At 70.4% G+C, this 21,415-nt stretch carries 19 protein-coding genes; 12 read left to right on the top strand and 7 right to left on the bottom strand.

Going from position 1 to position 21,415, the window contains the following annotated elements; translation table 11 throughout:
- Position 1: 1 nt before the first annotated feature.
- Positions 2-2,524 (top strand): N-6 DNA methylase, encoded by a 2,523-nt coding sequence (locus G6556_RS03505; RefSeq protein ID WP_166938650.1) that lies wholly within the window; start codon positions 2-4, stop codon positions 2,522-2,524.
- 622 nt (positions 2,525-3,146) lie between these two features.
- Here the strand turns inward: G6556_RS03505 and G6556_RS03500 are convergent.
- Together G6556_RS03500 and G6556_RS03495 are read right to left on the bottom strand one after the other, a co-directional pair.
- Entirely contained in the window at positions 3,147-4,373 is a 1,227-nt protein-coding gene (locus G6556_RS03500) for an aldose epimerase family protein (RefSeq protein ID WP_205692974.1), read from the bottom strand.
- 869 nt (positions 4,374-5,242) lie between these two features.
- The gene (locus G6556_RS03495; protein ID WP_166938648.1) at positions 5,243-6,361 is read right to left on the bottom strand and encodes a DUF262 domain-containing protein; all 1,119 of its coding nucleotides are present in this window, start codon (positions 6,359-6,361) and stop codon (positions 5,243-5,245) included.
- A 280-nt stretch (positions 6,362-6,641) separates the two neighbouring features.
- On the opposite strand from G6556_RS03495, the gene G6556_RS03490 reads away from it, so the two are divergent.
- The 6 genes from G6556_RS03490 to G6556_RS03465 all read left to right on the top strand — a co-directional run bounded on the left by G6556_RS03490 (position 6,642) and on the right by G6556_RS03465 (position 13,827).
- Positions 6,642-7,817, top strand: a complete 1,176-nt coding sequence (locus G6556_RS03490) for an ROK family transcriptional regulator (RefSeq protein WP_166938647.1) — start codon at positions 6,642-6,644, stop codon at positions 7,815-7,817.
- Positions 7,818-7,833: 16 nt separating this feature from the next.
- The gene (locus tag G6556_RS03485) at positions 7,834-8,640 is read left to right on the top strand and encodes an ATP-binding cassette domain-containing protein (RefSeq protein ID WP_346774701.1); all 807 of its coding nucleotides are present in this window, start codon (positions 7,834-7,836) and stop codon (positions 8,638-8,640) included.
- Positions 8,641-8,900: 260 nt separating this feature from the next.
- Positions 8,901-10,448: a multiple monosaccharide ABC transporter ATP-binding protein gene (gene mmsA / locus G6556_RS03480; protein ID WP_166938643.1), complete on the top strand. Its 1,548-nt coding sequence runs from the start codon at positions 8,901-8,903 to the stop codon at positions 10,446-10,448.
- Between the two features lie 40 nt (positions 10,449-10,488).
- A complete protein-coding gene (gene mmsB, locus G6556_RS03475) occupies positions 10,489-11,784 on the top strand; it encodes a multiple monosaccharide ABC transporter permease (protein ID WP_166938641.1) in 1,296 nt (431 codons plus the stop codon).
- 112 nt (positions 11,785-11,896) lie between these two features.
- Positions 11,897-13,006: a sugar-binding protein gene (locus G6556_RS03470; protein WP_166938640.1), complete on the top strand. Its 1,110-nt coding sequence runs from the start codon at positions 11,897-11,899 to the stop codon at positions 13,004-13,006.
- 191 nt (positions 13,007-13,197) lie between these two features.
- On the top strand, positions 13,198-13,827 hold the full coding sequence (locus G6556_RS03465) for a hypothetical protein (RefSeq protein WP_166938638.1): 630 nt from the start codon (positions 13,198-13,200) through the stop codon (positions 13,825-13,827).
- A gap of 96 nt (positions 13,828-13,923) precedes the next feature.
- Here G6556_RS03465 and G6556_RS03460 read toward each other — a convergent pair whose 3' ends face one another.
- The 3 genes from G6556_RS03460 to G6556_RS03450 all read right to left on the bottom strand — a co-directional run bounded on the left by G6556_RS03460 (position 13,924) and on the right by G6556_RS03450 (position 16,220).
- Entirely contained in the window at positions 13,924-14,193 is a 270-nt protein-coding gene (locus G6556_RS03460; protein WP_166938636.1) for a hypothetical protein, read from the bottom strand.
- Positions 14,181-14,816: a hypothetical protein gene (locus G6556_RS03455; protein ID WP_166938635.1), complete on the bottom strand. Its 636-nt coding sequence runs from the start codon at positions 14,814-14,816 to the stop codon at positions 14,181-14,183. Before G6556_RS03455 ends, G6556_RS03460 begins: the two co-directional genes overlap by 13 nt.
- 159 nt (positions 14,817-14,975) lie before the next feature.
- The gene (locus G6556_RS03450) at positions 14,976-16,220 is read right to left on the bottom strand and encodes a low temperature requirement protein A (RefSeq protein WP_346774700.1); all 1,245 of its coding nucleotides are present in this window, start codon (positions 16,218-16,220) and stop codon (positions 14,976-14,978) included.
- Between the two features lie 160 nt (positions 16,221-16,380).
- Here G6556_RS03450 and G6556_RS03445 point away from each other — a divergent pair, with 160 nt between their 5' ends.
- Both G6556_RS03445 and G6556_RS03440 read left to right on the top strand, forming a co-directional pair.
- Positions 16,381-17,373, top strand: coding sequence for a LacI family DNA-binding transcriptional regulator (locus tag G6556_RS03445; protein ID WP_166938634.1), 993 nt, complete (start codon positions 16,381-16,383; stop codon positions 17,371-17,373).
- Between the two features lie 109 nt (positions 17,374-17,482).
- Positions 17,483-19,000: an alpha-N-arabinofuranosidase gene (locus tag G6556_RS03440; RefSeq protein WP_166938633.1), complete on the top strand. Its 1,518-nt coding sequence runs from the start codon at positions 17,483-17,485 to the stop codon at positions 18,998-19,000.
- A 98-nt stretch (positions 19,001-19,098) separates the two neighbouring features.
- On the opposite strand, the gene G6556_RS03435 is transcribed toward G6556_RS03440, so the two are convergent.
- Both G6556_RS03435 and G6556_RS03430 read right to left on the bottom strand, forming a co-directional pair.
- Positions 19,099-19,608 (bottom strand): hypothetical protein, encoded by a 510-nt coding sequence (locus tag G6556_RS03435; RefSeq protein ID WP_166938632.1) that lies wholly within the window; start codon positions 19,606-19,608, stop codon positions 19,099-19,101.
- Positions 19,609-19,789: 181 nt separating this feature from the next.
- Complete coding sequence (locus tag G6556_RS03430; protein WP_166938631.1) at positions 19,790-19,942, bottom strand: hypothetical protein; 153 nt, start codon at positions 19,940-19,942, stop codon at positions 19,790-19,792.
- 190 nt (positions 19,943-20,132) lie between these two features.
- Between G6556_RS03430 and G6556_RS03425 the strand changes: the two genes are divergently transcribed.
- From G6556_RS03425 to G6556_RS03415, 3 genes are all read left to right on the top strand, one after another.
- The gene (locus tag G6556_RS03425) at positions 20,133-20,546 is read left to right on the top strand and encodes a prevent-host-death protein (protein ID WP_166938630.1); all 414 of its coding nucleotides are present in this window, start codon (positions 20,133-20,135) and stop codon (positions 20,544-20,546) included.
- A complete protein-coding gene (locus G6556_RS03420) occupies positions 20,539-20,964 on the top strand; it encodes a cytotoxic translational repressor of toxin-antitoxin stability system (protein ID WP_166938629.1) in 426 nt (141 codons plus the stop codon). The genes G6556_RS03425 and G6556_RS03420 overlap by 8 nt, the downstream gene beginning before the upstream one ends.
- A gap of 161 nt (positions 20,965-21,125) precedes the next feature.
- On the top strand, positions 21,126-21,311 hold the full coding sequence (locus G6556_RS03415; RefSeq protein WP_166938628.1) for a hypothetical protein: 186 nt from the start codon (positions 21,126-21,128) through the stop codon (positions 21,309-21,311).
- Positions 21,312-21,415: the final 104 nt, after the last annotated feature.

Genomic DNA, 21,415 nt, shown 5'->3' with positions numbered 1-21,415 from the left:
GATGAGAACGAAGAGTGCTCCGCACCCGGCGATCAGCGCGGCGCTCCAGCACTCCGACTCGGTGCCGTACTCCGACAGGGATCGCGGCCTGGTCGGCGTGGAGCACGCGACGAGCGTGTCCCTGGCGCGGGCACTTGCCGTCGGCGGCCTCAGCCGCCTCGATCCAAGTCTGACGACCGTCGACGTCTGGGATCCTGCGGCCGGCCTCGGATTCGCCGGACACCTCGTGGTCGACGCGTTGCAGTCCTCGGGAGTTACGGTCCGCTACCGCGGCCAGGACATCTACAAAGCCGCCGTGTCCGCGAGCCGTCGTCGGTTCGAGGCGGTCCACGACGCCGAGGTCGCCCATGCGGACACGTTGGCGCACGACGCCTTCGAGGATTTCCGCGCCGATCTGGTGATCGTCGACGCGCCCTGGGGCATGGACTGGCGGCCCTCGGCTGCAGCAGTGGAAGCGCGGGAGTCCAACGGCGAGTTCGGGTTCGGCCTCCCGCAGCGCTCGGACAGCACCTGGCTGTTCATCTCCTTGGCGCTGGAGAAGCTGCGCCCGGCGGAACAGGGAGGGGGAGGTGTCGCGGCACTGGTGAACCCGGGCGCGCTGAGCTCTGGCGGCGCGACCGCCGACGTCAGGCGGCGGATCGTCGAGGCCGGCCTGCTGGAGTCGGTCACCCGCCTTCCCGATGGGCTCGCGCCGAACACCGAGATCCCCCTGTACCTCCTGACCTTCTCCAACGAGGCCGAGGACGTCGGTAAGGGCAAGGCAATGATCGCCGACCTGCAGACGATGTTCACCACGGAGAACCGCCGCAGGTCGATCGCTGTCGAGGCATTCCACGAGCTTGAGTCCGGGCTGAGGACGAAAAAACCGGGCCCGCGCAATCGCACCATCAGTACCCGCCAGTTCACGCGCAGGGACGCGCGGTTGTCACGCACGACGAGCGAGGGGCGTCAGCTCTCGTGGCGCATCACCACATACAACGACACGGCGGTGGACGGTCAGTTCCTGGAGGCCCGGTACGGCCCAGACTCCGGCGTCTCGTTGACCGCGGAGCCGCGCGAGACCGTCGACCTGGATCCCAGTCGCGTCTTCGGCGACGACTCGCGCGAGCTGCTTCGGGACATGGCGGCGAAGGGCTGGCCCACCCGGCGGTTGAGCAGTCTCATTGCCCGGCAGCCCGAGGCGGTGACGGATTCGGCGGACAGACAGGGCGACCGCCAGTTCTTAGTCCCGACGACGTGGGCTGGCAGAGCCGCCACCGATCTGTCCGAGACGAATGCCGGCGGGCGGGTCCTCGCGATCGATCTCGACGACGACTCGATCTACCCGCCCTTCATGGCGGCCTGGCTCAACTCAGAGCAGGGCGTTGCCAGTCGGCTCCGCGCGATCGAGAATGGCAGCTCCGGCCACCACATCAGGGCTTTGCGGTCGGACGCCAACTCGCTGATGAGGTGGGCCGACGAGCTCCTCGTGCCGGTCCCCGACCTTCGCCTGCAGCTCGCCCTCGCGTCGGCGGATGAGAGGCTCGGTTCGTTCCAGGCGGAGCTGAGCACTCAGCGAGCGAGCATCTGGTCCGCCCCGGATAGCGCCGACGACGTTGTGAGCAGAATCGCGGGTGCCTTCGACGACTCGCTCACCGCGTGGCTGGACCAGTTGCCGTACCCGATCGCATCAGCGTTGTGGACCGCCGAGTCCGCCCATTCGGTGGTGGAGAAGCAGCGCGCGTACCTCCACGCGTGGGAGGCGATCGTGACCTTCCATGCGACGGTCCTGCTCTCCGCGAGCCGCAGCGATCCCGGCAGCAGCCGCGAGACCGAGGCCGCGATCCGCGAGACCCTGAACGCGAACCATCTGGGAATCGAGAAGGCATCGTTCGGCACCTGGGTGGTCATCGTCGAGAAGACCTCGAAGAGCCTGCGCAGCGCGCTAGATAACGGCGACGCGGATGAGGTGGCGCGCGTCCGCCGCGCGTTCGCCGGCCTCGGTCGCGCCGGCCTCGAGCGGCTGACTTCGAAAGACGTCGTTAAGAAGTTCAACGAGCTGAATGGCAAGCGAAACCGGTGGTCCGGCCACACGGGGTACACCTCGGAGCAGGAGTTGGCGGCTCAGGTCGACTCGCTCGTCTCGGACCTCAGGGAGCTGCGGGGGCTCCTCGGTAACGTCTGGTCCCAGCTCCTGCTGGTCCGTCCGCTCGGCGCCAGGCGACGTCGCGACGGCCTCGTTCAGACGGCGCAGGTCGCAGTCGGGACGCGGACGCCCTTCGCCGCTCGTGAGTTCACGGTGGGCGACCTTATGTTCGAGGACGAGCTCTACCTCGTCCGGGATGGGTCGCAGTCCCCGCTGCGCCTCGGGCACTTCGTGCAACTACGAGCGGCCCCGAGCAGCGCCCAGTTCACCACCTACTTCTACAACCGCACCGAGGGGACGAGCGTTCGAATGGTCAGCTACCAGTACGGCCCGGAGACCGAGATTCGGGACGACGTGGCGCGCCTCCGGGCGGACTTCGGAGGGCTGGCGGTGGGATGAGTCCGGACGTGTTCGACGCTCGTCAACCGCTGGATGTCACGCGCTGCACGCTCTGGCGGAGCGCGGCGGCAACCGCGAGAACTGGCTCATCGAGACGAGCTCGACGTTCCTGGCGATGCGGCTCCACGCCGCCTCGTCAGTGCGGCTGACCTGCGGAAGCAAACCTCCGCGCAGGCTTCGACAAGCGCGCGCCGCGCGCCGGTCCGCTTCCGACGTCCCATAGATTCCGATCTCCCGCACCCGAATCAGCAAACGACCAACACCACCGGGCCGCGCAGGTTCAATAGGTCACGGAGCGCGGCGGACGGCGCCGGCGTGCGCCTTCAGTCAGCGCCCCAGGCGGTAGCTGAGTCCCCAAGAGACGAGGTACGTGATTTTGCCGTGCGACCGACCTCGTCGGCACATGCAAGCTGTGTTATGCCCCGGACCACGAGCGACACTCGACCTCCACGTCTCAGGACAGCCGGACCTGCATCGCGCCGGATATGCCAAGGAGGAGTCGCTCGCGCTTCCCGACATAGGCGTAGTTGCCTCGTCTTGAGCAGGCACTGCAGCGGTCCGGCGCCGTACCGCGCCGGACCGCCACCGATCCATCTCGAAACGTCCGCCTCCTCCGACGAGCTCACCGCCTCCCGCGCGACAGGTCGAACACCGTCGTCGTGTCGTACGTCTCCCCCGGCCGCAGCGTCGTGCTCGGGAACTGCGGCTGGTTCGGCGAGTCCGGGAAGTGCTGCGTCTCGAGCGCCAGCCCGTCGGACTGCCGGTACACGTGCCCGCCGGTGCCGACGAGCGTCGCGTCCAGGAAGTTGCCCGAGTAGAACTGGATCCCCGGCTCGGTGGTCCACATCTTCAGCGTCCGCCCGGAGTCCGGGTCACGGAGCTTCGCCGCCAGCCGCAGGCTGCCGTCGTCGGGCCGGTCGAGCACCCAGTTGTGGTCGTAGCCCTGCCCGAACAGCAGCTGCTCGAACGGCTCGCGGATGCGCTCGCCGATCGCCGTCGCCGACCGGAAGTCCATCGGAGTGCCCGACACGTCGGCGATCTCGCCGGTCGGGATCAGCGTCGAGTCGACCGGCGTGTAACCGCTGGCCGGCAGCGTGAGCTCGTGGTCGAAGATCGACGACGTGCCCTCGCCCTGGAGATTCCAGTACGTGTGGTTCGTCAGATTCACGACCGTCGGCGCGTCCGTCGTCGCCGTGTAGTGGATCTCGAGCTTCTGGTCGCGGGTCAGCGTGTAGGTGACCTGGACGTCGAGGTTGCCCGGGTAGCCCTCCTCGCCGTCGGGGCTCAGGTAGTTGAGCTGCAGCGCGACGGTGCCGTTGTTCTGGATCGGCGTCGCCGTCCAGACCTTGGTGTCGAAGCCGTTGAACCCGCCGTGCAGGCTGTTCGGGTCGTTGTTGATCGGCAGGTTGTACGTGACGCCGTCGAGCTCGAACTGGCCGTTCGCGATGCGGTTGCCGTACCGGCCGATGAGCGCGCCGAAGTACGGCCCCGGGTTGTTGTTGTCGAGGTAGCCCTGCAGGTCGGCAAAGCCGAGGACGACGTTCACCGGGTCCTTGCGGCCGTTCGGGACCTCGAGCGACTGGATGATGCCGCCGTAGGTGAGGATCCGGACAGTCATGCCGCGGTTGCTCAGCGTGTACCGCTCGACGGCGGTGCCGTCCTCGGTGGCGCCCCACGGCTCGGACGTGATGGTGGCGGTGTCGTGGTGACCGCCGCCCTTGTCACCGCCCCAGCGGTCGGTGGTGTCGTCGGCCCCCAGGGCAGCGGGGCCGCCCGAGACGAGCAGTGCGGCGACCGCGAGCGGGGCTACGACGCCCACGAGGCCGCGACGGAGTTGACGCATGCGCATGTGACTCCCCCTGTCCACGTCGGCCGGCGCCGCCCCCTGGGACGTCGGTGTCCCGCGGCGCGGCGACCCTGGCGCGTGACGTGGAGGGGGTCGGGGGCCCGGAGGGGCGGTGCGGTCGGGATCGACGCTAAGACCCGCCTGCTTCGTCGGTCAACGGTCGCACCCCAAGTAGGTCCGTGGCGGACGCGCGCACGATCCACGCCTCGGGAGCATCACCGCAAGTTCACGGACAAATGGACAGGACCGTGTTCGCGATATCGTCCACAATCACCCTAATCCACTTTGGCGCATTTAGCGGGTCGGAGATGTCTTCCGACCGGAGCAACCGCCCAGGGCGCCCGCCATGCGTCCTACCCGTGACCGATAGGGCCGCAACTTCAAACTTTCGCCGCGAGTCGGCCGACCCATGAGCGATATGGTGCCTTATTGCTGCATACTCGGCGAGCCTGGACTGGTTCGCACTCAACGCGACCTCGACAGGGCAATCGACTAGGTGTTTACGAGATCGATCAATATCCCGCCCCATGTCATGCCACAGAAGATACGGGCGCGAGCCGTAAAGCGTCGAGATCGCAGCCGTTATCGTGCCGTGCGACGAGCTACCACTTGCGACAACGGGCGAGTAGTTTGCGGTTTCATACCCAGCCATATAGTGGGCCAAGCTGTCTTCGATGAACGACTCAAACGCAGCAAATATCCGCAGATAAGTTGCCTCGTAGAGCGCCTCTAGCTGGTGCACCTTAAGGCTCTTCTTCACCGACGAGGCCGGTGGAGCAGAAAGCCACAAACCTTCAGTCGCGGCGGCTATTCGAAGTGTTTCGTTGAATCGCGCGACGCATCGGGTGCCGATCGGGGGCATCGCCTTCACCTCAGCCGCCCAGGCCCGCTCGATCCCACAAAACAGCACTGCGGTCGCGCCTCGGGCCGACGTTGTCAGTTTGGCGCGAAGATGCCACCAGAAACTCGCGGCGCCAGCCCGACAGTTCGTCGACCTGCGGCTTCTCCGCGACGAGCTCGGAAAGTTCAGCGATGGCCTGCGACAATAGCGTCGCTGCGGAACTATCGAGCGCGGACCTCGGCGTGTCCCGATTGAACCCTGGCAGGCCGAACAGGCGGTGGTACACCACAGCATAAAGCGAGTAGAACATCGGAACTCGCCTGAACTCGGACCCTGAAATATCTGCGCCGACAGCGTCGATGATCGCGTCAAGGGTGACGGAAAAGCGTCGCTCGCACTCCGCCCTGGGCAGCCATTCTGCAGGGACGCTCTCTCGCGCCCTTGTCGACCAGCGAACCGGGTGGTCGCCCCACGACTCGTCAAGCTGTGCATAGAACTCATTGATGGACTTCTTCTTATCCTGCAATCCATCCATTTGCAGAATTAAGAGCTCACTGACAAGCTCGGCCTCGCTCATTCGCGCAATGGCCGATTCGGTGAAAATCCTTCCCTGGCGCCAAAACGCAATCCTGTCAAAAGCCAGCTCATAAACACTCTGCCTGAACTCGCCGAAGTATTTGCCGTGCCTGAGCTCTTGCGCATTGAGGGGGACCGAGTATGTGTTGATGCGCTGGAAAATCTCCAGGACTGCGCGATCATCAAGGTTCTGGTATTGATAAACTTGGAACCGGAACTCCATAAGCGTCTGAATCTGCTCCGGTGTGAGCTGCTCGTAACTCCGGCCCGCCCACGGAGCATTGAGCTGGCGAGGCAGTCGGAATTTTCCGGCCATGAAGTCCAGCAGCGCTTTAAGCCGCTGCTGACCATCGATGACCTCACGCACGACACCACGCGTCGGCTCAAGCGACAGGCGCAGATGAATCGGAGGAACCGGATATCCCCGCAGCAACGTGTCAATGAAGTAGCCTCGAGCGCCCGACGACCATACGCCGCGCCTCTGGAACTTGGGACTCAGGACAAGCGTCCCCTGTTGCTGCCAAGTGAGCAGGTCCAGCGCGACGTAGACCGTGTTCGTCTGCTCGAGGCTCATGTGGGCAGCCAACCACAGCAACCCCAGGCATCCACCGCAGATGCTCACCGCGCGAGGTAGATCACTCAATTGGCTCACACCCGGCCGCTGAAGGCACCGCCGCAGCGGATTGCCTCTCGCAGGCAGGCTCTACCAGGCGATGAGCCGACACTCGGCACGTTTCCGTGTCGGGTCGCCGTAGGCCCAGGCACGCTCGTGGAGCGCTCGGTGAACGCCGGCGGCCCAGGAGTACCCTCCCTTCACCAGCACCGGCGCGGCGGAAAGGGAGGCCCCACCCCACATGGCCGGCTCCCAGACCGCCCTGCGCGAAGCCAACCGCGCCACCGTCGTCGACACCATCCGCCGCTACGGCGGCCTCACCCAGGTCGAGCTCGCCTCCACCACGGGCCTGAGCGCAGCCACGGTCAGCAACATCGTCCGCGAGCTCCAGAGCGCAGGCGAGGTCGACGTCCGCGCCACGATCCACAACGGCCGCCGCGCCATGCTCGTCACAATGGTCCACCGCACGGGCCTAGCCGCGGGCGTCCACGTCGGCACCAGGCACATGAGCATCACGCTCACCGACTCCGCCCACCAGGTCCTCGTCGAGCAGGCCCTCCCCCTCCCCCACGAGCACCGCGCCGACACCAGCCTCGACCGCGCCGCCCTCCTCATCGTCGAGATCCTCGAGCGCGTCGGCTCCGGCCTCGACGAGCTCCTCGGCATCGGCATCGGCCTCCCCGCCCCCGTCGACGCCGCGACCGGCACCGTCTCCGTCCCCGGCATCCTCCGCGGCTGGGACGACGCCCCCGTCGCCCAGGTGATGTCGAAGCGCCTCGGCGTCCCCGTGTTCGTCGACAACGACGCCAACCTCGGCGCCCTCGCCGAGAGCCGCCTCGGCGCGAGCCGGCACTTCCAGGACTCGGTCTACGTCCGCGCCTCCCACGGCACCGGCGCCGGCATCTCCCTGCACAAGAACCTGCACCGCGGCTTCGCCGGCACCGCGGGCGAGATCGGCCACGTCCAGGTCGACGCCCAGGGCCACGTCTGCCTGTGCGGGAGCCGCGGCTGCCTCAACACCGTCGTCGGCGCGCCCGCGCTGATCGAAGTACTCAGAGCCAGCCGCGGCAGCCTCACCCTCCGCGACATCGTCGCCCTCGCCAACGACGGCGACCCCGGCTGCCGCCAGGTCGTCGAGGACGCCGGCGCCACCATCGGCGCGGTGGTCGCCGGCCTGGCCATCGCCGTGAACCCGCAGTGCGTCGTCGTCGGCGGCGAGCTCGCGGAGACCGGCGAGCTGCTGATCGGCCCGATGCGCGAGGCCATCCGCCGGCGGGTGCCGCTCAACCACATCGCGCCGCTCGAGGTGGTCGCCGCCGAGCTCGGCCCGAACGCCGAGGCCATGGGCGCGGTGCTGCTCGCGCTGGAAAGCACCCGCACGACCCTCCCCACATACGCCCGGCCGGACGGAGACTGAGACCGTGGCACTCGACGTGGAGTGGACGACGACGCAGCAGCAGGGCCGACCGAGCCCCGGCGGCCCGCCCCTGCTCGCCCTGCGCAAGGTCACCAAGCGGTTCGGCGCCGTGGAGGCGCTGACCGACGCCGACCTCACCGTGCACGCGCACGAGGTCGTCGCGCTCGTGGGCGACAACGGGGCCGGGAAGTCGACGCTCGCCAAGATCATCTCCGGCGTGCTCCAGCCCGACAGCGGGACCGTCGAGATCGACGGCGACCCCGTGAGCATCCCGAACCCGGCCGGCGCGCACGCACTCGGCATCTCCACCGTGTTCCAGGACCTCGCGCTGTGCGAGAACCTCAGCGTCGCGGCGAACATCTTCCTCGGCCGGGAGCTGCGCGCGTCGAAGCGCAGCCCGATGGACATCGACGGCATGGAGCTGGCGTCGGCGCAGATCCTGCGGGACCTGACGATCACGGTGCCGTCGGTGCGGACGCCCGTGCGTGAGCTGTCCGGCGGGCAGCGGCAGGCGGTCGCCATCGCCCGGACGCTGACGACGCGGCCGCGGATCCTCGTGCTCGACGAGCCCACCGCCGCGCTGTCGGTCGTGCAGACCGCCGAGGTGCTGATGCTGGTCGAGCGCCTGCGCGAGATGGGCCTCGGCGTCGTCATCATCAGCCACAACCTGGCCGACCTGCGGGCGGTGTCGGACCGGATCGAGGTGCTGCGGCACGGCCGGAACAACGGCTCGTTCGACGCGGCGACGTCGGCGCCGGAGGAGATCATCGGGGCCATCGCCGGGGCCACCCGCGCCGTCCGCCCGGCGTGGGCGACGCGCTGACCCTGGCTTCACGCGCCACGCTCGATTGCCTTCAGAAGTTGTGGGCAAACCCCCGCCCGGACCGCGCAGTGCGCCCGCCTCGCCCCGGTTCGCCCAGAAACCGACCACCTGGCCCGCGTCCGGTCACGATTCCGTCACGCCGACCCGGCAGATTGCCTTCAGAGGTTGACGGGAAACCCGCGGCGGTCCTAGCGTCCACCGCGAGCTCGACAGACCGGCACCGACGCCGGCCGTGCAGCGCGGCACAGAGAGCAGGCACGATGCTGGACACCCCCGTCGTCCTCGAGATGAGGTCGATCACCAAGACCTTCCCCGGCGTCAAGGCGCTGGACCAGGTCCGGATGACGGTGCGCGAGCGCGAGATCCACGCGATCTGCGGCGAGAACGGCGCCGGCAAGTCGACGCTGATGAAGATCCTGTCCGGCGTCTACCCGCACGGCACGTACGAGGGCGAGATCGTCTACCAGGGCGAGGAGGTCCGGTTCAAGGACATCAAGTCCAGCGAGCGGGCCGGCATCGTGATCATCCACCAGGAGCTGGCGCTCATCCCGGAGCTGTCGATCGCGGAGAACATCTTCCTGGGCAACGAGGTCGCCGCGCCGCTCGGCATCGACTGGGACGCGACCCGCGAGAAGGCCGCGGAGCTCCTCGCACGGGTCGACCTGAACCTCTCCCCCGACGAGCAGGTCAAGAACATCGGCGTCGGCCAGCAGCAGCTCGTCGAGATCGCCCGGGCGCTCGCCAAGGACGTCAAGCTGCTCATCCTCGACGAGCCGACGTCGGCGCTGAACGAGGAGGACTCCGCGCACCTGCTGGACCTGCTGCGCGACCTCCGCGCCAAAGGCATGACCAGCATCATGATCAGCCACAAGCTCAACGAGATCGCCGCCATCGCCGACTCGATCACGATCATCCGGGACGGCAAGACCGTCGAGACGCTGGACGCCGGCGCGGGCGAGGTCGACGAGGACCGGATCATCCGCGGCATGGTCGGCCGGTCGCTCGACCACCGGTTCCCGGACCACACCCCGAACATCGGCGAGACGTTCTTCGAGGTCCGGGACTGGTGGGTCGAGCACCCGACGGTCGCCGACCGGATGGTCTGCAAGGGGTCGGCCTTCGAGGTGCGGCACGGCGAGATCGTCGGGTTCGCCGGGATCATGGGCGCCGGCCGCACCGAGCTCGCGCGGTCGATCTTCGGCCGGTCGTACGGGCGGTTCCGCGGCGGCGAGATCCTCATCGACGGCGAGCCGGTCGAGCTGCACACCGTCCAGCAGGCCATCGACCACAAGATCGCGTACGTCCCGGAGGACCGGAAGGTCCAGGGCCTCAACCTGCTGGACAGCATCCTCGACACCATCGTGTCGGCGGACCTGCGGCGGATCACCAAGCGGCGGGTGCTCGACACCGACCTGGCGTTCCTGGCCTCCGAGCACTACCGGAAGTCGCTGAACATCCGGACGCCGTCGGTCCGGCAGGGCGTCGCCAAGCTGTCCGGCGGCAACCAGCAGAAGGCGCTGCTCGGGAAGTGGATGTTCCCGGAGCCAGACCTGCTGATCCTCGACGAGCCGACCCGCGGCGTGGACGTCGGCGCGAAGTACGAGATCTACGGCCTGGTGCAGCGCCTCGCCGACGCGGGCAAGGGCGTCGTGGTCATCTCCTCGGAGCTGCCCGAGCTGCTCGGCCTGTGCGACCGGATCTACACGATCTTCGAGGGCCGGGTCACCGGCGTCCTCGACCGGGAGCAGGCCGACCAGGAGTCGCTGATGCGGCTCATGACCGGCACCAGCCCCGCCCTCACGAACTGATCCAGCCCCCCAGCGGAACCCGACGAAGGACCCACGGACGATGACGTCTCTCAAGCAGCTGTTCGGCGGCGGCGCCCGCCAGTTCGGCATGGTGTTCGCGCTGATCGCGCTGGTGATCATCTTCCAGATCGCGACCGGCGGGAAGGTGCTCACGCCGACCAACGCGCAGAACATCATCAACGGCAACTCGTACGTGCTGATCCTGGCGATCGGCATGGTGCTGGTGATCATCGCGGGGCACATCGACCTGTCGGTCGGGTCCGTGGCCGCGGTGGTCGGCATCATCGTGGCGCTGGCGATCCGGGACTGGGGCATCCCCTGGTGGGCGGGCATCCTGCTCGGCCTCGCCGTCGGGGCGGTGATCGGCGCCTGGCAGGGGTTCTGGGTCGCCTACGTCGGCATCCCGGGGTTCATCACCACGCTCGCCGGGATGATGTTCTTCCGCGGCGCGAACCAGTACATCGGCAAGTCGAACACCGTCCCGGTCCCCGAGGAGATCCAGACGCTCGGCGCCGGCTACCTGCCCGAGTGGGGCCCGAACACCGGCCTGAACAACTGGACGCTGCTGCTCGGCATCCTGGCCATCGCGGGCGTCGTCTACGGCGAGCTCCGCAAGCGCCGCTCCGCCCGCCGCCTAGGCGGCACCCCGGTCCCGCTGTGGGTGTCGATCACGCGGATGGTCGCCCTCGGCGCCGTCATCGCCTACGCCACGGTGCTGTTCGGCAGCGGCCGCGTCGGCACCTCGTTCCCGGTCTCCGGCGTCATCCTCGGGGTCCTGGTCCTGCTGTACGGCTTCGTGTCGAGCCGCACGATCACCGGCCGGCACGTGTACGCGGTCGGCGGCAACAAGGTCGCGGCGGCCCTGTCCGGCGTCAACATCCGCCGCACCAACTTCTTCGTGATGATGAACATGTCCGTGCTGGCGGCGCTGGCCGGCATCGTCTTCATCGGCCGGTCGACCGCCTCCGGGCCGTTCGACGGCACCAACTGGGAACTCGACGCGATCGCCGCGGTGTTCATCGGCGGCGCGGCGGTCTCCGGCGGCGTCGGCACCGTCGTCGGGTCGCTCATCGGCGGCCTGGTGATGGCGGTGCTGAACAACGGCCTGCAGCTCATGGGCGTCGGCTCCGACAGCACCCAGATGATCAAGGGCCTGGTGCTCCTCGCCGCGGTCGCCTTCGACGTCTACAACAAGGTCCAGGGCCGGCCGTCGATCGTCGGGCTGCTGATGAAGGGCGCCCGCCGCGGCCGACCCGCGGACCCCGGGCCGGACGACAGCACCGCGGGCACCGGCGCGGTGCCGGTGTCCCAGAACGAGACGCTCGCGCGGAGCTGACGCGCGGCGCCGCGCCCCGACCCCACACCTGTGTTCCATCGTGCCGACCCCCGGCGCGACGCTCGACCGCACCCAACGACGGGTGCCCTACCGAGGAAGAGTGACACCACCCATGAAGAAGCTGACTGCGGCGCTGGTCGCCGCCGGGGCCGCCGGGGCCCTGCTCCTGTCCGGCTGCTCGTCCGAGCGCGGCGGGTCGTCCACCGAGGAGACGGCCGGGTCGTCCGAGAGCGGCGGCGGCTTCGCGGCCGACGCCACCATCGGCGTCGCCCTGCCGCAGAAGACGTCGGAGAACTGGGTGCTCGCCGAGCAGCTGTTCAAGGACGGGCTGTCCGAGGCCGGGTACAACCCCATCGTGCAGTTCGCGAACAGCGGCGTCACCGAGCAGCAGAACCAGATCCAGGCCATGACCGAGCAGGGCGCCAGCGTGATCGTCGTCGGCGCGATCGACGGCTCGCAGCTGGGCTCACAGCTCGAGGCGGCGGTCGACTCCGGCGCCCACGTCATCGCCTACGACCGGCTGGTGAAGAACACCGACGCCGTCGACATGTACGTGGCGTTCGACAACTACCAGGTCGGCGTCCTGCAGGGCCAGGCGCTGCTCGAGGGCCTCGCCGAGCGCAAGGGCGAGGGCCCGTACAACATCGAGCTCATCGCCGGCTCGCCGGACGACGCCAACTCGACGCCGTTCTTCGAGGGCGCGATGAGCGTCCTGCAGCCGAAGATCGACGACGGCACCCTCGTGGTCGTCTCCGGCCAGACCTCGTTCGAGCAGGTCGCGACGCAGGGCTGGAAGGCCGAGAACGCGCAGAAGCGGATGGACACGATCCTGGCCGGCTCGTACGGCTCGACCGAGCTCGACGGCGTGCTGTCGCCGAACGACACCCTCGGCCGCGCGGCGCTCACGTCCGTGGCGCAGGCGGGCAAGGAGACCCCGGTCGTCACCGGCCAGGACTCCGAGGTCGAGTCGGTGAAGTCGATCATGGCCGGCGAGCAGTACTCCACGATCTACAAGGACACCCGCGAGCTGGTGGCGCAGACGATCAAGGAGATCCAGGCACTGCAGAAGGGCGAGGACCCGGAGATCAACGACACCGAGTCGTACGACAACGGGGTCAAGGTCGTGCCGTCGTTCCTGCTGACGCCCGTCATCGTGACGAAGGAGAACGCGGCCGACGTGTACAAGGACGACGACACGCTGGCGCCGCTGACGCAGGGCTGACGCGGGTCGGTAGGACGGTCGAGGCGAGGGGCGGGCCCGGGTGGGTCCGCCCCTCGCGCGTGCGTCGCGCCTGGTCGCGGGGTTGCGCCTGCTCGGGGTCTCGTTACGTTCGAGGTGAGGGGCGTGCCGCAGCGTCCCTCGCGGCTACCACCGATCGAGCAGCGGTCGGGCCGACCCGCAGGAGGACCACCGTGACCACGACCCCCACCCGCTCGCGCACCCGCACCCCGCGCACGTTCGCGCTCGCCCTCGCGGCCGGCGCCCTCGTCGTCGGGACGTCGGCGTGCACCGGCGGTGACGCGGAGGCCGACAGCACCACCGGCAGCACGCAGGCCCCGGACCCGGTGGCGACGAGCATGCCCGGCTCCGACGAGGCGACGTCGACGGCCGCCGCCGACGACCCGCTCGGCGGCACCCGGCAGGTCGACCTCCAGACCTACGGCGGGGAGTGGGTCACCACCACCGCCGAGGGTGGCGTCACCACCGTCGCCGACCCCGCCGAGGCCGGCGGCGTCCCGACGACGTGGGTGTTCCAGCCCACGGGCACGACGTTCCAGGTCCGGACGACCGCCACCACCGACGGGCAGCCGTCCTGCCTGAGCCTGCCCGGCGACGACGTCGTCACGGTCGCGCCGTGCGACCCGGCCGCGCCGGACCAGCAGCTCGACGTCGCGACGCTGGACCAGCCGGACCAGGTGAACATCTCCTCGGCCGCGGGGGTCGTGGTGGCGGACCAGGAGGGCGGGCTCGCGCTCGACGCGGACCCGTCGAGCCCGGCGAGCGTGTTCACGCTGGTGGACCGGGGGGCGGCGGAGGGCTGAGCCATGCCGCTCCCGTGTGCCGGCCGCCCGAGGTCCTGGCCGTAGACCGCGGTACGGCGGAGGGCTCGTCCAGCGCGCCCTCCGCCGTACCGCGAGTCAGCCACGGCTGGACGACTGCCGTGACGTGCTCGCCACGACCAGACCACCCACCAGCAGCGTGCAACCCAGCACCGTCAACGTCATCGAGAGCCGGTTGACCACAGCAGCCCCGACGGCGCCGAACCACCCTCCGCCGGACAGGTGCAGGGTGAGAAGCACGTCGGGGACGAACGCGAGCCCCGTGACGACGACGCCAGCGGTGAGCAACGGAATGCCCGGCCGACGCCAGATGCGTGCGGCCGCTCGGTCCCCGGTTACGATGACCACCTCACCGAGATCGACAGCGGCACGCTGAGGCTCTGCGCTCGGAAGGCAGGATTGCCGAGCACGTTCCCCCAGTGCACGCTCCCGCCAGTGTTGGTCCCGCAGCCGACCGAGTACCACGTAGGAACCGCCTGCGACGTGAAGCCGCGGCCTTGCCCGCACGCGCGCGGGGCGTTGATCCCGACGCCGCCGGTGTTCCACACGTAGCTCCGGTAGTAGCCAGGCGAGCCGAAGACCACCGATCCGCAGGTGCTCGCCGGACCGAACGACCCGGTTCCTGGCGCCAGGGCGGAACCGGAGCAGAGAGCCCGCGAGTTCCGCGCCGCGCTCATGACCTCGGGGTCCTGCCCCTCCACGGGTGTCCCGTCGGGATGGACGATCAGCATGCCGACCTCGTACGACGAGTCGATCGTGACGTCCGAGAGCTGGACGACCTCGGGCAACGACGCGATGACGTCGAGGGGGACGTCTGGGTTGGCGATCGCCACAGGCAGTTCGGCAAGGTCGACGGCGACAGGTTCTTCACCCACGCCGTCCGCACTCGCGCCCGGCGCTGCTCCCACGAGTCCGGCCGTCGCGAGCGCGGTGATCGCCCAGCCGGACACTGACCTCTTGTGCTTGAACACAGCCACTCCCATCGTCGAGCGAATCGGGATGCGGCTGAGCTCCGACCGTAACGCCGCCCCTTCGGGGCGGTCCAGACCTCTCTCCCCGTGACGTGGTGGTGGGTCCTCTGTCGAGCGCACGTCCTCCGATCAGACTTCGGGGGAGGCACGGCCCGCTGATCAAGGCCGTGTCTGCGCCGTCCGCCCCGCCCACGCGTGCCCGACGACCGTCACCCACGGCGTCGCCGCCAGCACGAGCAGGCACCACACCAGCGGCGCCCCCGCCGCCGCGAGCGCCACGCTCGCCACCACGACCACCGCCGACACCCCGACGAGCACCAGGTGGAACCGGTCGTGCGCCCGGCTCAGCACCGCGAACAGCGCGTAGAACGTCCCGACGTACACGGCCACCGGCACCGCGACGGTGAGCGCCGTCCCCACGGCGGACAGCGTGCTCTCGCCCTGGAGGTAGAACGCGCCCGCGTGCAGCCCGCCGCCGATCGCGATGATCGACCCGAACAGCACGATGTGCCCGTACCCCCATGTGAACGACCGCCGCCGGCGCGCGGCCAGCAGCTCGCCGCTCGGCATCACGTCGTACGCCCACCACAGGCCGAACGTCAGCGCCACCCCCGCCAGCCCGAGCAGCGCGGTGTCGACGGTCCAGCCGGACTCCGCGATGATCGCGGCGAGCGCGAACGTCGTGCCGGTCAGCCCCTCGCCCACCGCGATGATGACGACCAGCCCGTACCGCTCGGCGATGTGGTGCGGGTGCCACGGGGTGCCGCCGTGCACCCGCTCGGCGACGACCGGGCCGACGGCCTCGAGCAGCATCAGCGGGACCACGCAGGCGAGGGCCGTGACGGTCGGCAGGTCGACCAGCGCGATCGTCACCCACCCGGCCTGAGCCACGAGCAGGGTCGTGATGAACACGGCGACGCTCGGCCGGCGCTCCGGGTCGGCCAGAGCCGCGCGGCTCCACTGGAGCACCATCGGCACCCGCATGACCACGAACCCGAGCACCAGCACCTTGTTGTCCAGGTGCTCCCCCGCCGCCAGCGACTCGAACATCGGCGGCACGCCCAGCGCCAGGATCAGCACCCCGACCATCTGCACCATCGTGGTGAGGCGGAACAGCCAGTCGTCGGTGTCGTAGGCCGAGGCGAACCAGGTGAAGTTGATCCACGCCCAGGACACCGCGAACGTGGCGAAGGCGAACCCGATGATCGCCGGGCCGACGTGGCCGTCCGCGACCAGCACCGCGAGCTCCTCCGCCGTGCGCCCGAAGGCGATGACGAACGTGAGGTCGAAGAGCAGCTCCAGCGGGGTGGCGGCGCGGCGCTCCTCGCGCGGATCACGGCCGGTCATCCGGATGCGCAGCGGGGCGACGCGGGAGCGCGTGATCGGTGCGGCGGGCCTCGTCACGAAAGGGATCGTGCCACGCCGCCCCGTCCGCCGAGAACGGAGTTCGACGTCGAACCCCTGGGGTGGGCCGCCGGTAGCATGGGCGCGACGAAGCCGCTCGCGGCGACCCGACGCCGTCGCCCGGTCGCCTGGCGGATGCGCGACGACGAGAGGACGGCCCGTGGCTCGAGTGCGGCTCGCCGACGTCGCCGAGCGCGTGGGCGTCAGCACGAAGACCGTGTCCAACGTCGTCAACGGCACCGGCTGGGTCAGCGCCCCCGTGCGCGAGCGCGTCCTCGCCGCCATCGCCGAGCTCGGCTACCGCCCCAACCTCGCCGCCCGTCAGCTGCGCAGCGGGCGGAGCGGGCTGATCGCCCTGTGCGTGCCGAGCCTGCGGGAGCCGTACTTCGCCGAGTTCGCGTCCGAGTTCGTCACCGCCGCCGAGGCCCGCGGGGCGACGGTGCTGGTCACGCAGTCGAAGGGCACCCGCGAGGTCGAGCTGTCGATGCTCGAGTCCGAGGACCTGCCCGCGATCGACGGCCTGGTGTTCAGCCCGCTGCGGCTCACCCGGGAGGACATGGCGGCGCGGCGGAGCACCGTCCCGCTCGTCCTCATCGGCGAGCACGGCGAGGGCCTGGCCTCCGACACCGTCCCGCACGTCGGCCCGGACAACGCCGCGGCGGCCGAGACGGCGACGCGGCACCTGATCAAGCAGGGCCGGACCCGGATCGCCGCGATCGGGTTCCAGCCCGGCGACGGGGGCTCGACGGGGCACGTGCGGTTCGAGGGCTACCGGCGCGCGCTCGCCGCCGCGGGCATCCCGCTGGACCCGGCGCTGCTGGTCGAGGTCGACGCGTACAACCGGGCCGAGGGGTCCGCGGCCGTCGAGCAGCTGCTGGCGGACGGCGTCGCTTTCGACGGGGTGTTCTGCTTCAACGACTCGCTGGCGTTCGGGGCGCTCTACACGCTCGGGGTGCACCGCGTCCCGGTGCCGGAGCGGGTCGCGGTCGTCGGGTACGACAACATCGAGGAGGGCGGGTTCCTGGTGCCGCCGCTGACGACGATCGACCCCGGCCTGGCGACGTCCACCGGGCTGATCCTGGACCTGCTCGTCGGCGACCGCCGGGGCGAGGGCGGGCACATCGGCACGCCGTTCCACCTCGTCGCGCGCTGACCCCTCGCCTCGCCGGCGCCGGGCCGCGCGTGCTCGTTCAACGATGGACTACAGTGGGCGGCGCCGCCGTAGTTCAACGCTGAACGCACCTCGACGAAGGGTCTCCCCCATGCACTCCGCCACCGTCGTCATCGACCCCGCCTTCACGGTCGCCCCGGTCCGCCGCGGCACCTTCGGCACGTTCGTCGAGCACCTGGGCCGGTGCGTCTACACGGGCATCTTCGAGCCCGGCCACCCCACCGCCGACGCGAACGGGTTCCGCGGCGACGTGCTCGCGCTCGCCCGCGAGATGGGCATCTCGACGGTCCGCTACCCCGGCGGCAACTTCGTGTCGGGCTACAACTGGGAGGACGGGGTCGGCCCGGTCGAGAACCGCCCCGAGCGGCTCGACCTCGCGTGGCACTCGACCGAGACCAACGCGTTCGGGCTGCACGAGTTCATGGCCTGGACTGAGGCCGCCGGCGCCGAGCCGATGATGGCGGTCAACCTCGGCACCCGCGGGCTGCCGGAGGCGCTGGAGCTGCTGGAGTACGCGAACCAGCGTCGCGGCTCCGCCCGCGCCGAGCAGCGCCGCGCCAACGGCGCCGACGAGCCGTTCGGCATCTCGTTCTGGTGCCTCGGCAACGAGATGGACGGCCCCTGGCAGCTCGGCCACAAGACCGCCCGCGAGTACGGCCGGCTCGCCGCCGAGACCGGGCGCGGCATGCGGCAGATGTTCCCCGACCTGACGCTCGTCGCGTGCGGCTCGTCCGGCTCCGGCATGCCGACGTTCGGCACCTGGGAGCGCGAGGTGCTCGAGGAGTGCTACGACCAGGTCGACCTGATCTCCGCGCACGCCTACTACCACGAGCAGGACGGCGACCTCGGCTCGTTCCTCGCGTCGGCGCAGGACATGGACCACTTCGTCGCGACGGTCGCGGCGACCGCGGACGCCGTCGGCGCGGCGCGCAAGACCGCCAAGCGGATCAACATCTCGTTCGACGAGTGGAACGTCTGGTACCACGAGAACGACGACGCGCTCCCCAAGGGCGAGGACTGGCCGGTCGCGCCACGGCTGGAGGAGGACGTCTACACGGTCGCCGACGCGGTGGTCGTGGGGAACCTGCTCATCTCGCTGCTGCGGAACTCGGACCGGGTGCACTCGGCGAGCCAGGCGCAGCTCGTGAACGCGCTCGCGCCGATCATGACCGAGCCCGGCGGCCCGGCGTGGCGGCAGACCACCTTCCACCCGTTCGCGCTGACGTCGAAGTACGCCAAGGGCGAGGTCCTGCAGGTGGCGGTGGACGCGCCGACGTACGAGAACGCGCGGTTCGGGGAGTCGGCGCTGGTCGACGCGGTCGCGACGTACGACGCGGAGACCGGGGACGTGGCGGTGTTCGCGGTGAACCGGGCGATCGACGCGCCGACCACGCTGCGGGTGGACCTGCGGGGCGTCGGGGCGGTCGAGGTCGTCGAGGCCCTGACCTACGCGCACGACGACGTGCACTGGCGCGCGACCCAGGAGGACGCGGAGACGGTGCTGCCGCGCGCGAACGCGAGCGCGACGCTCGGCTCGGACGGCGTGCTGACGGTCGAGCTGCCGGCGGTGTCGTGGTCGGTGCTGCGCCTACGGGGCGCGGGGGCCTGACCCGGGCGCGTGCGGGCGCGCGCGCCGAGTGAACAGCGAACGGGTCGAGTGCCTATCCAGCGGATAGGCACTCGACCCGTTTCATGTGCAGTCGGCGATCACCAGTCGTCCGGGTAGACCTCGGACCTCGGGTCCGCCACGGCACGCCGGCGTTCCCGGCGGGCGCTCGTGAACGCGTCGAGCCGTGCTCGCTCGTCGGCGACGGCGGCCGACCCGGAGTCCGCGCGCGGGCGCCGGGCCGGCAGCAGTCCTGGTGGGACGTCGTACCCGCGGTACTGCGCCTCACGGCCGACGGCCTCCAGGAACGCCCGGCGGGCGTCCTCGACCCGCGCCAGCCGAGCGAGCACGGTCTCCCGGCCCAGGTCGGAGTAGCGGATCTCGAACAGCGGCCCGCGCAGGCGGAGATCGACGTGCTCGCTGCTCAGGGACGTCGGGTACCCCTCGACGGCGAATACGTCGCCCTCGCCGAACCCGAGGTCCAGCGCCGAGTCCCGGATCGCCGCGAGGCCGGCACGGCGACCGGCCTCGTCCGCCGGGATGCCCGCGGGGCCGCCGGGGTCGTCAGGGTCGCCCGCCACCGGGGGTCGGGTCGCATCGCGGCGGTCCATCCGGGCGACTCTAGCGGCGCGAGTGCGACGGCCGCGGGCGCGCGGACGCCGCTACGCCCGGCCGGGCGCTCGGCCCTGCGCCGAGTGAACAGCGAACGGGTCGAGCGCCTACCCGGCGGATAGGCACTCGACCCGTCTCATGTGCAGTCGGCGGCGTGAGCCACCGGGCGCCGTACGCCGGTCAGGCCCGCCCGGCCGCGCCGCCCCGCTTCGTGACCCGGCCCAGCAGCTCCTTGGCCTTGCGCTGGTTCTCCGGCTTCGACATCTCGCGCATGGCGACCTGGGCCACCTTCGCCACGACCGCGCTCTTCAGCAGCTTGCTGGCATACCCCATGTCGTGCCTCCGATCAGTTCGAGGGAGCGGCGACCGTAACCCGAGCGACGCGGGAGCGCCCGCCGGAGCGACGGATCCCGGAGCCCGGTCGTCGACGTCGACGGACTGCCGGAGGCACGCCGCCGCCGTTACGCTGAGGACACGATGTACATCGCGTACATGCAGCCGCCGAGATCCGCCGAGGTGCCCCATGTCCGTCGTCGACCTCCCCGTCGCCCGCGCGCGAGAGCAGCTGAAGTCGGTGCTCGACGCCGCTGATGCCGGTGTGCCCACGACCATCGTCCGCGCCGGCCGGCGCGTGGCGCTCGTCGACGCGGTCCTCCTGCGCGCCACGCTCGCGCACACGCTCCGACCCGACGTCCAGCTGGCCCACGAGGCCGGCGAGTGGGCGGCGTTCATGCCCGGCACCTCGCTCTCGGGCACGGGTCGCACGACCGACGAGGCGGTCGACGACCTGATCGCCGCGCTGCAGGAGTACGCCGAGGACTGGACGGACCACCTCCGGCACGCGCCGAACCACCGGGACTCGTGGGCGCTCGTGCAGCTCGTCGAGCTCTCCACGGACGACGAGCTGCGCGACTGGCTGACGGGCGCCCATGACTAGACCGGCGACCCGGGACGACCACGAACGGTTCTGCACCACGGAGAGCTGGTCCCCGGTGCGAGGCGCGCGCGGCGGACGGGTGCGGCACCACGCCACCTACGAGCTGCCGCTGCCCGACGGGCGGATCCTGCGGACCCGGATCTCCCGCCCGGTCGACTCCACCGTCTACGGGCCGTCGTTGTGGTCGCACATCCTCCGAGATCAGCTGCAGGTGACGACGGTCGAGTTCTGGGCGTGCGTCAGCGACGGTGTCGTCCCTCGTCGGGGCGCGCCGGCCCCGCCGGAGGAGACGCTGCCGGCGCGGCTCGTGTTCCTCGCCCGGCGCGAGCTCGGGCTCACGGACACCGATCTGGCCGGGCTGACGAGAGACGACCTTGTCGCCCGGCTCGATGAGCACTGGGCGAGCCCGCCCGGCTGACCGTTCCTCCCTCCGACGCAGCGTTGCGTCCAAAGGCGCAACCTCCCGGCACCGCCTCGCGCCCGATGTGCCGCGCCGGCCCGCTCACGAGGCTGGACGTGCAGGCCAGGGGTGCCGCAGCCGGGGACTCCCGGACACCGCCCGGCCGCGAGGAGGCCGCCGTGCGCACCATCGACCGCGCGACCGCACCCGGCGACGAGACCGCCGCACCGCTCGACAGCCGGCGCCCGGCTCGCCGCCGCACCACCGCCGCCGCTCTCGTCGGGGCGGCGCTGCTGGCCGGGCTCACCGCCTGCGCGCCGGCCACCTCGGTGCCGACCCCGGCGCCCGCGCGCGAGAGCAGCTGAAGTCGGTGCTCGACGCCGCTGATGCCGGTGTGCCCACGACCATCGTCCGCGCCGGCCGGCGCGTGGCGCTCGTCGACGCGGTCCTCCTGCGCGCCACGCTCGCG

The organism is Cellulomonas sp. IC4_254 (assembly GCF_011603975.1).
Taxonomy (GTDB): Bacteria; Actinomycetota; Actinomycetes; order Actinomycetales; family Cellulomonadaceae; genus Cellulomonas.
Note: the sequence above shows the minus strand (reverse complement) of the source record. Positions and strands in the feature narration are given on the sequence as shown.

Bases quoted from the DNA above. Each gene is read 5' to 3' on its own strand.
- G6556_RS03505 (WP_166938650.1), top strand. From the start codon at position 2: ATGAGAACGAAGAGTGCTCCGCACCCGGCGATCAGCGCGGCGCTCCAG.
- G6556_RS03500 (WP_205692974.1), bottom strand. From the start codon at position 4,373: ATGCGCATGCGTCAACTCCGTCGCGGCCTCGTGGGCGTCGTAGCCCCG.
- G6556_RS03495 (WP_166938648.1), bottom strand. From the start codon at position 6,361: ATGAGCCTCGAGCAGACGAACACGGTCTACGTCGCGCTGGACCTGCTC.
- G6556_RS03490 (WP_166938647.1), top strand. From the start codon at position 6,642: ATGGCCGGCTCCCAGACCGCCCTGCGCGAAGCCAACCGCGCCACCGTC.
- mmsA (WP_166938643.1), top strand. From the start codon at position 8,901: ATGCTGGACACCCCCGTCGTCCTCGAGATGAGGTCGATCACCAAGACC.
- mmsB (WP_166938641.1), top strand. From the start codon at position 10,489: ATGACGTCTCTCAAGCAGCTGTTCGGCGGCGGCGCCCGCCAGTTCGGC.
- G6556_RS03470 (WP_166938640.1), top strand. From the start codon at position 11,897: ATGAAGAAGCTGACTGCGGCGCTGGTCGCCGCCGGGGCCGCCGGGGCC.
- G6556_RS03440 (WP_166938633.1), top strand. From the start codon at position 17,483: ATGCACTCCGCCACCGTCGTCATCGACCCCGCCTTCACGGTCGCCCCG.
- G6556_RS03435 (WP_166938632.1), bottom strand. From the start codon at position 19,608: ATGGACCGCCGCGATGCGACCCGACCCCCGGTGGCGGGCGACCCTGAC.
- G6556_RS03430 (WP_166938631.1), bottom strand. From the start codon at position 19,942: ATGGGGTATGCCAGCAAGCTGCTGAAGAGCGCGGTCGTGGCGAAGGTG.
- G6556_RS03425 (WP_166938630.1), top strand. From the start codon at position 20,133: ATGTCCGTCGTCGACCTCCCCGTCGCCCGCGCGCGAGAGCAGCTGAAG.
- G6556_RS03420 (WP_166938629.1), top strand. From the start codon at position 20,539: ATGACTAGACCGGCGACCCGGGACGACCACGAACGGTTCTGCACCACG.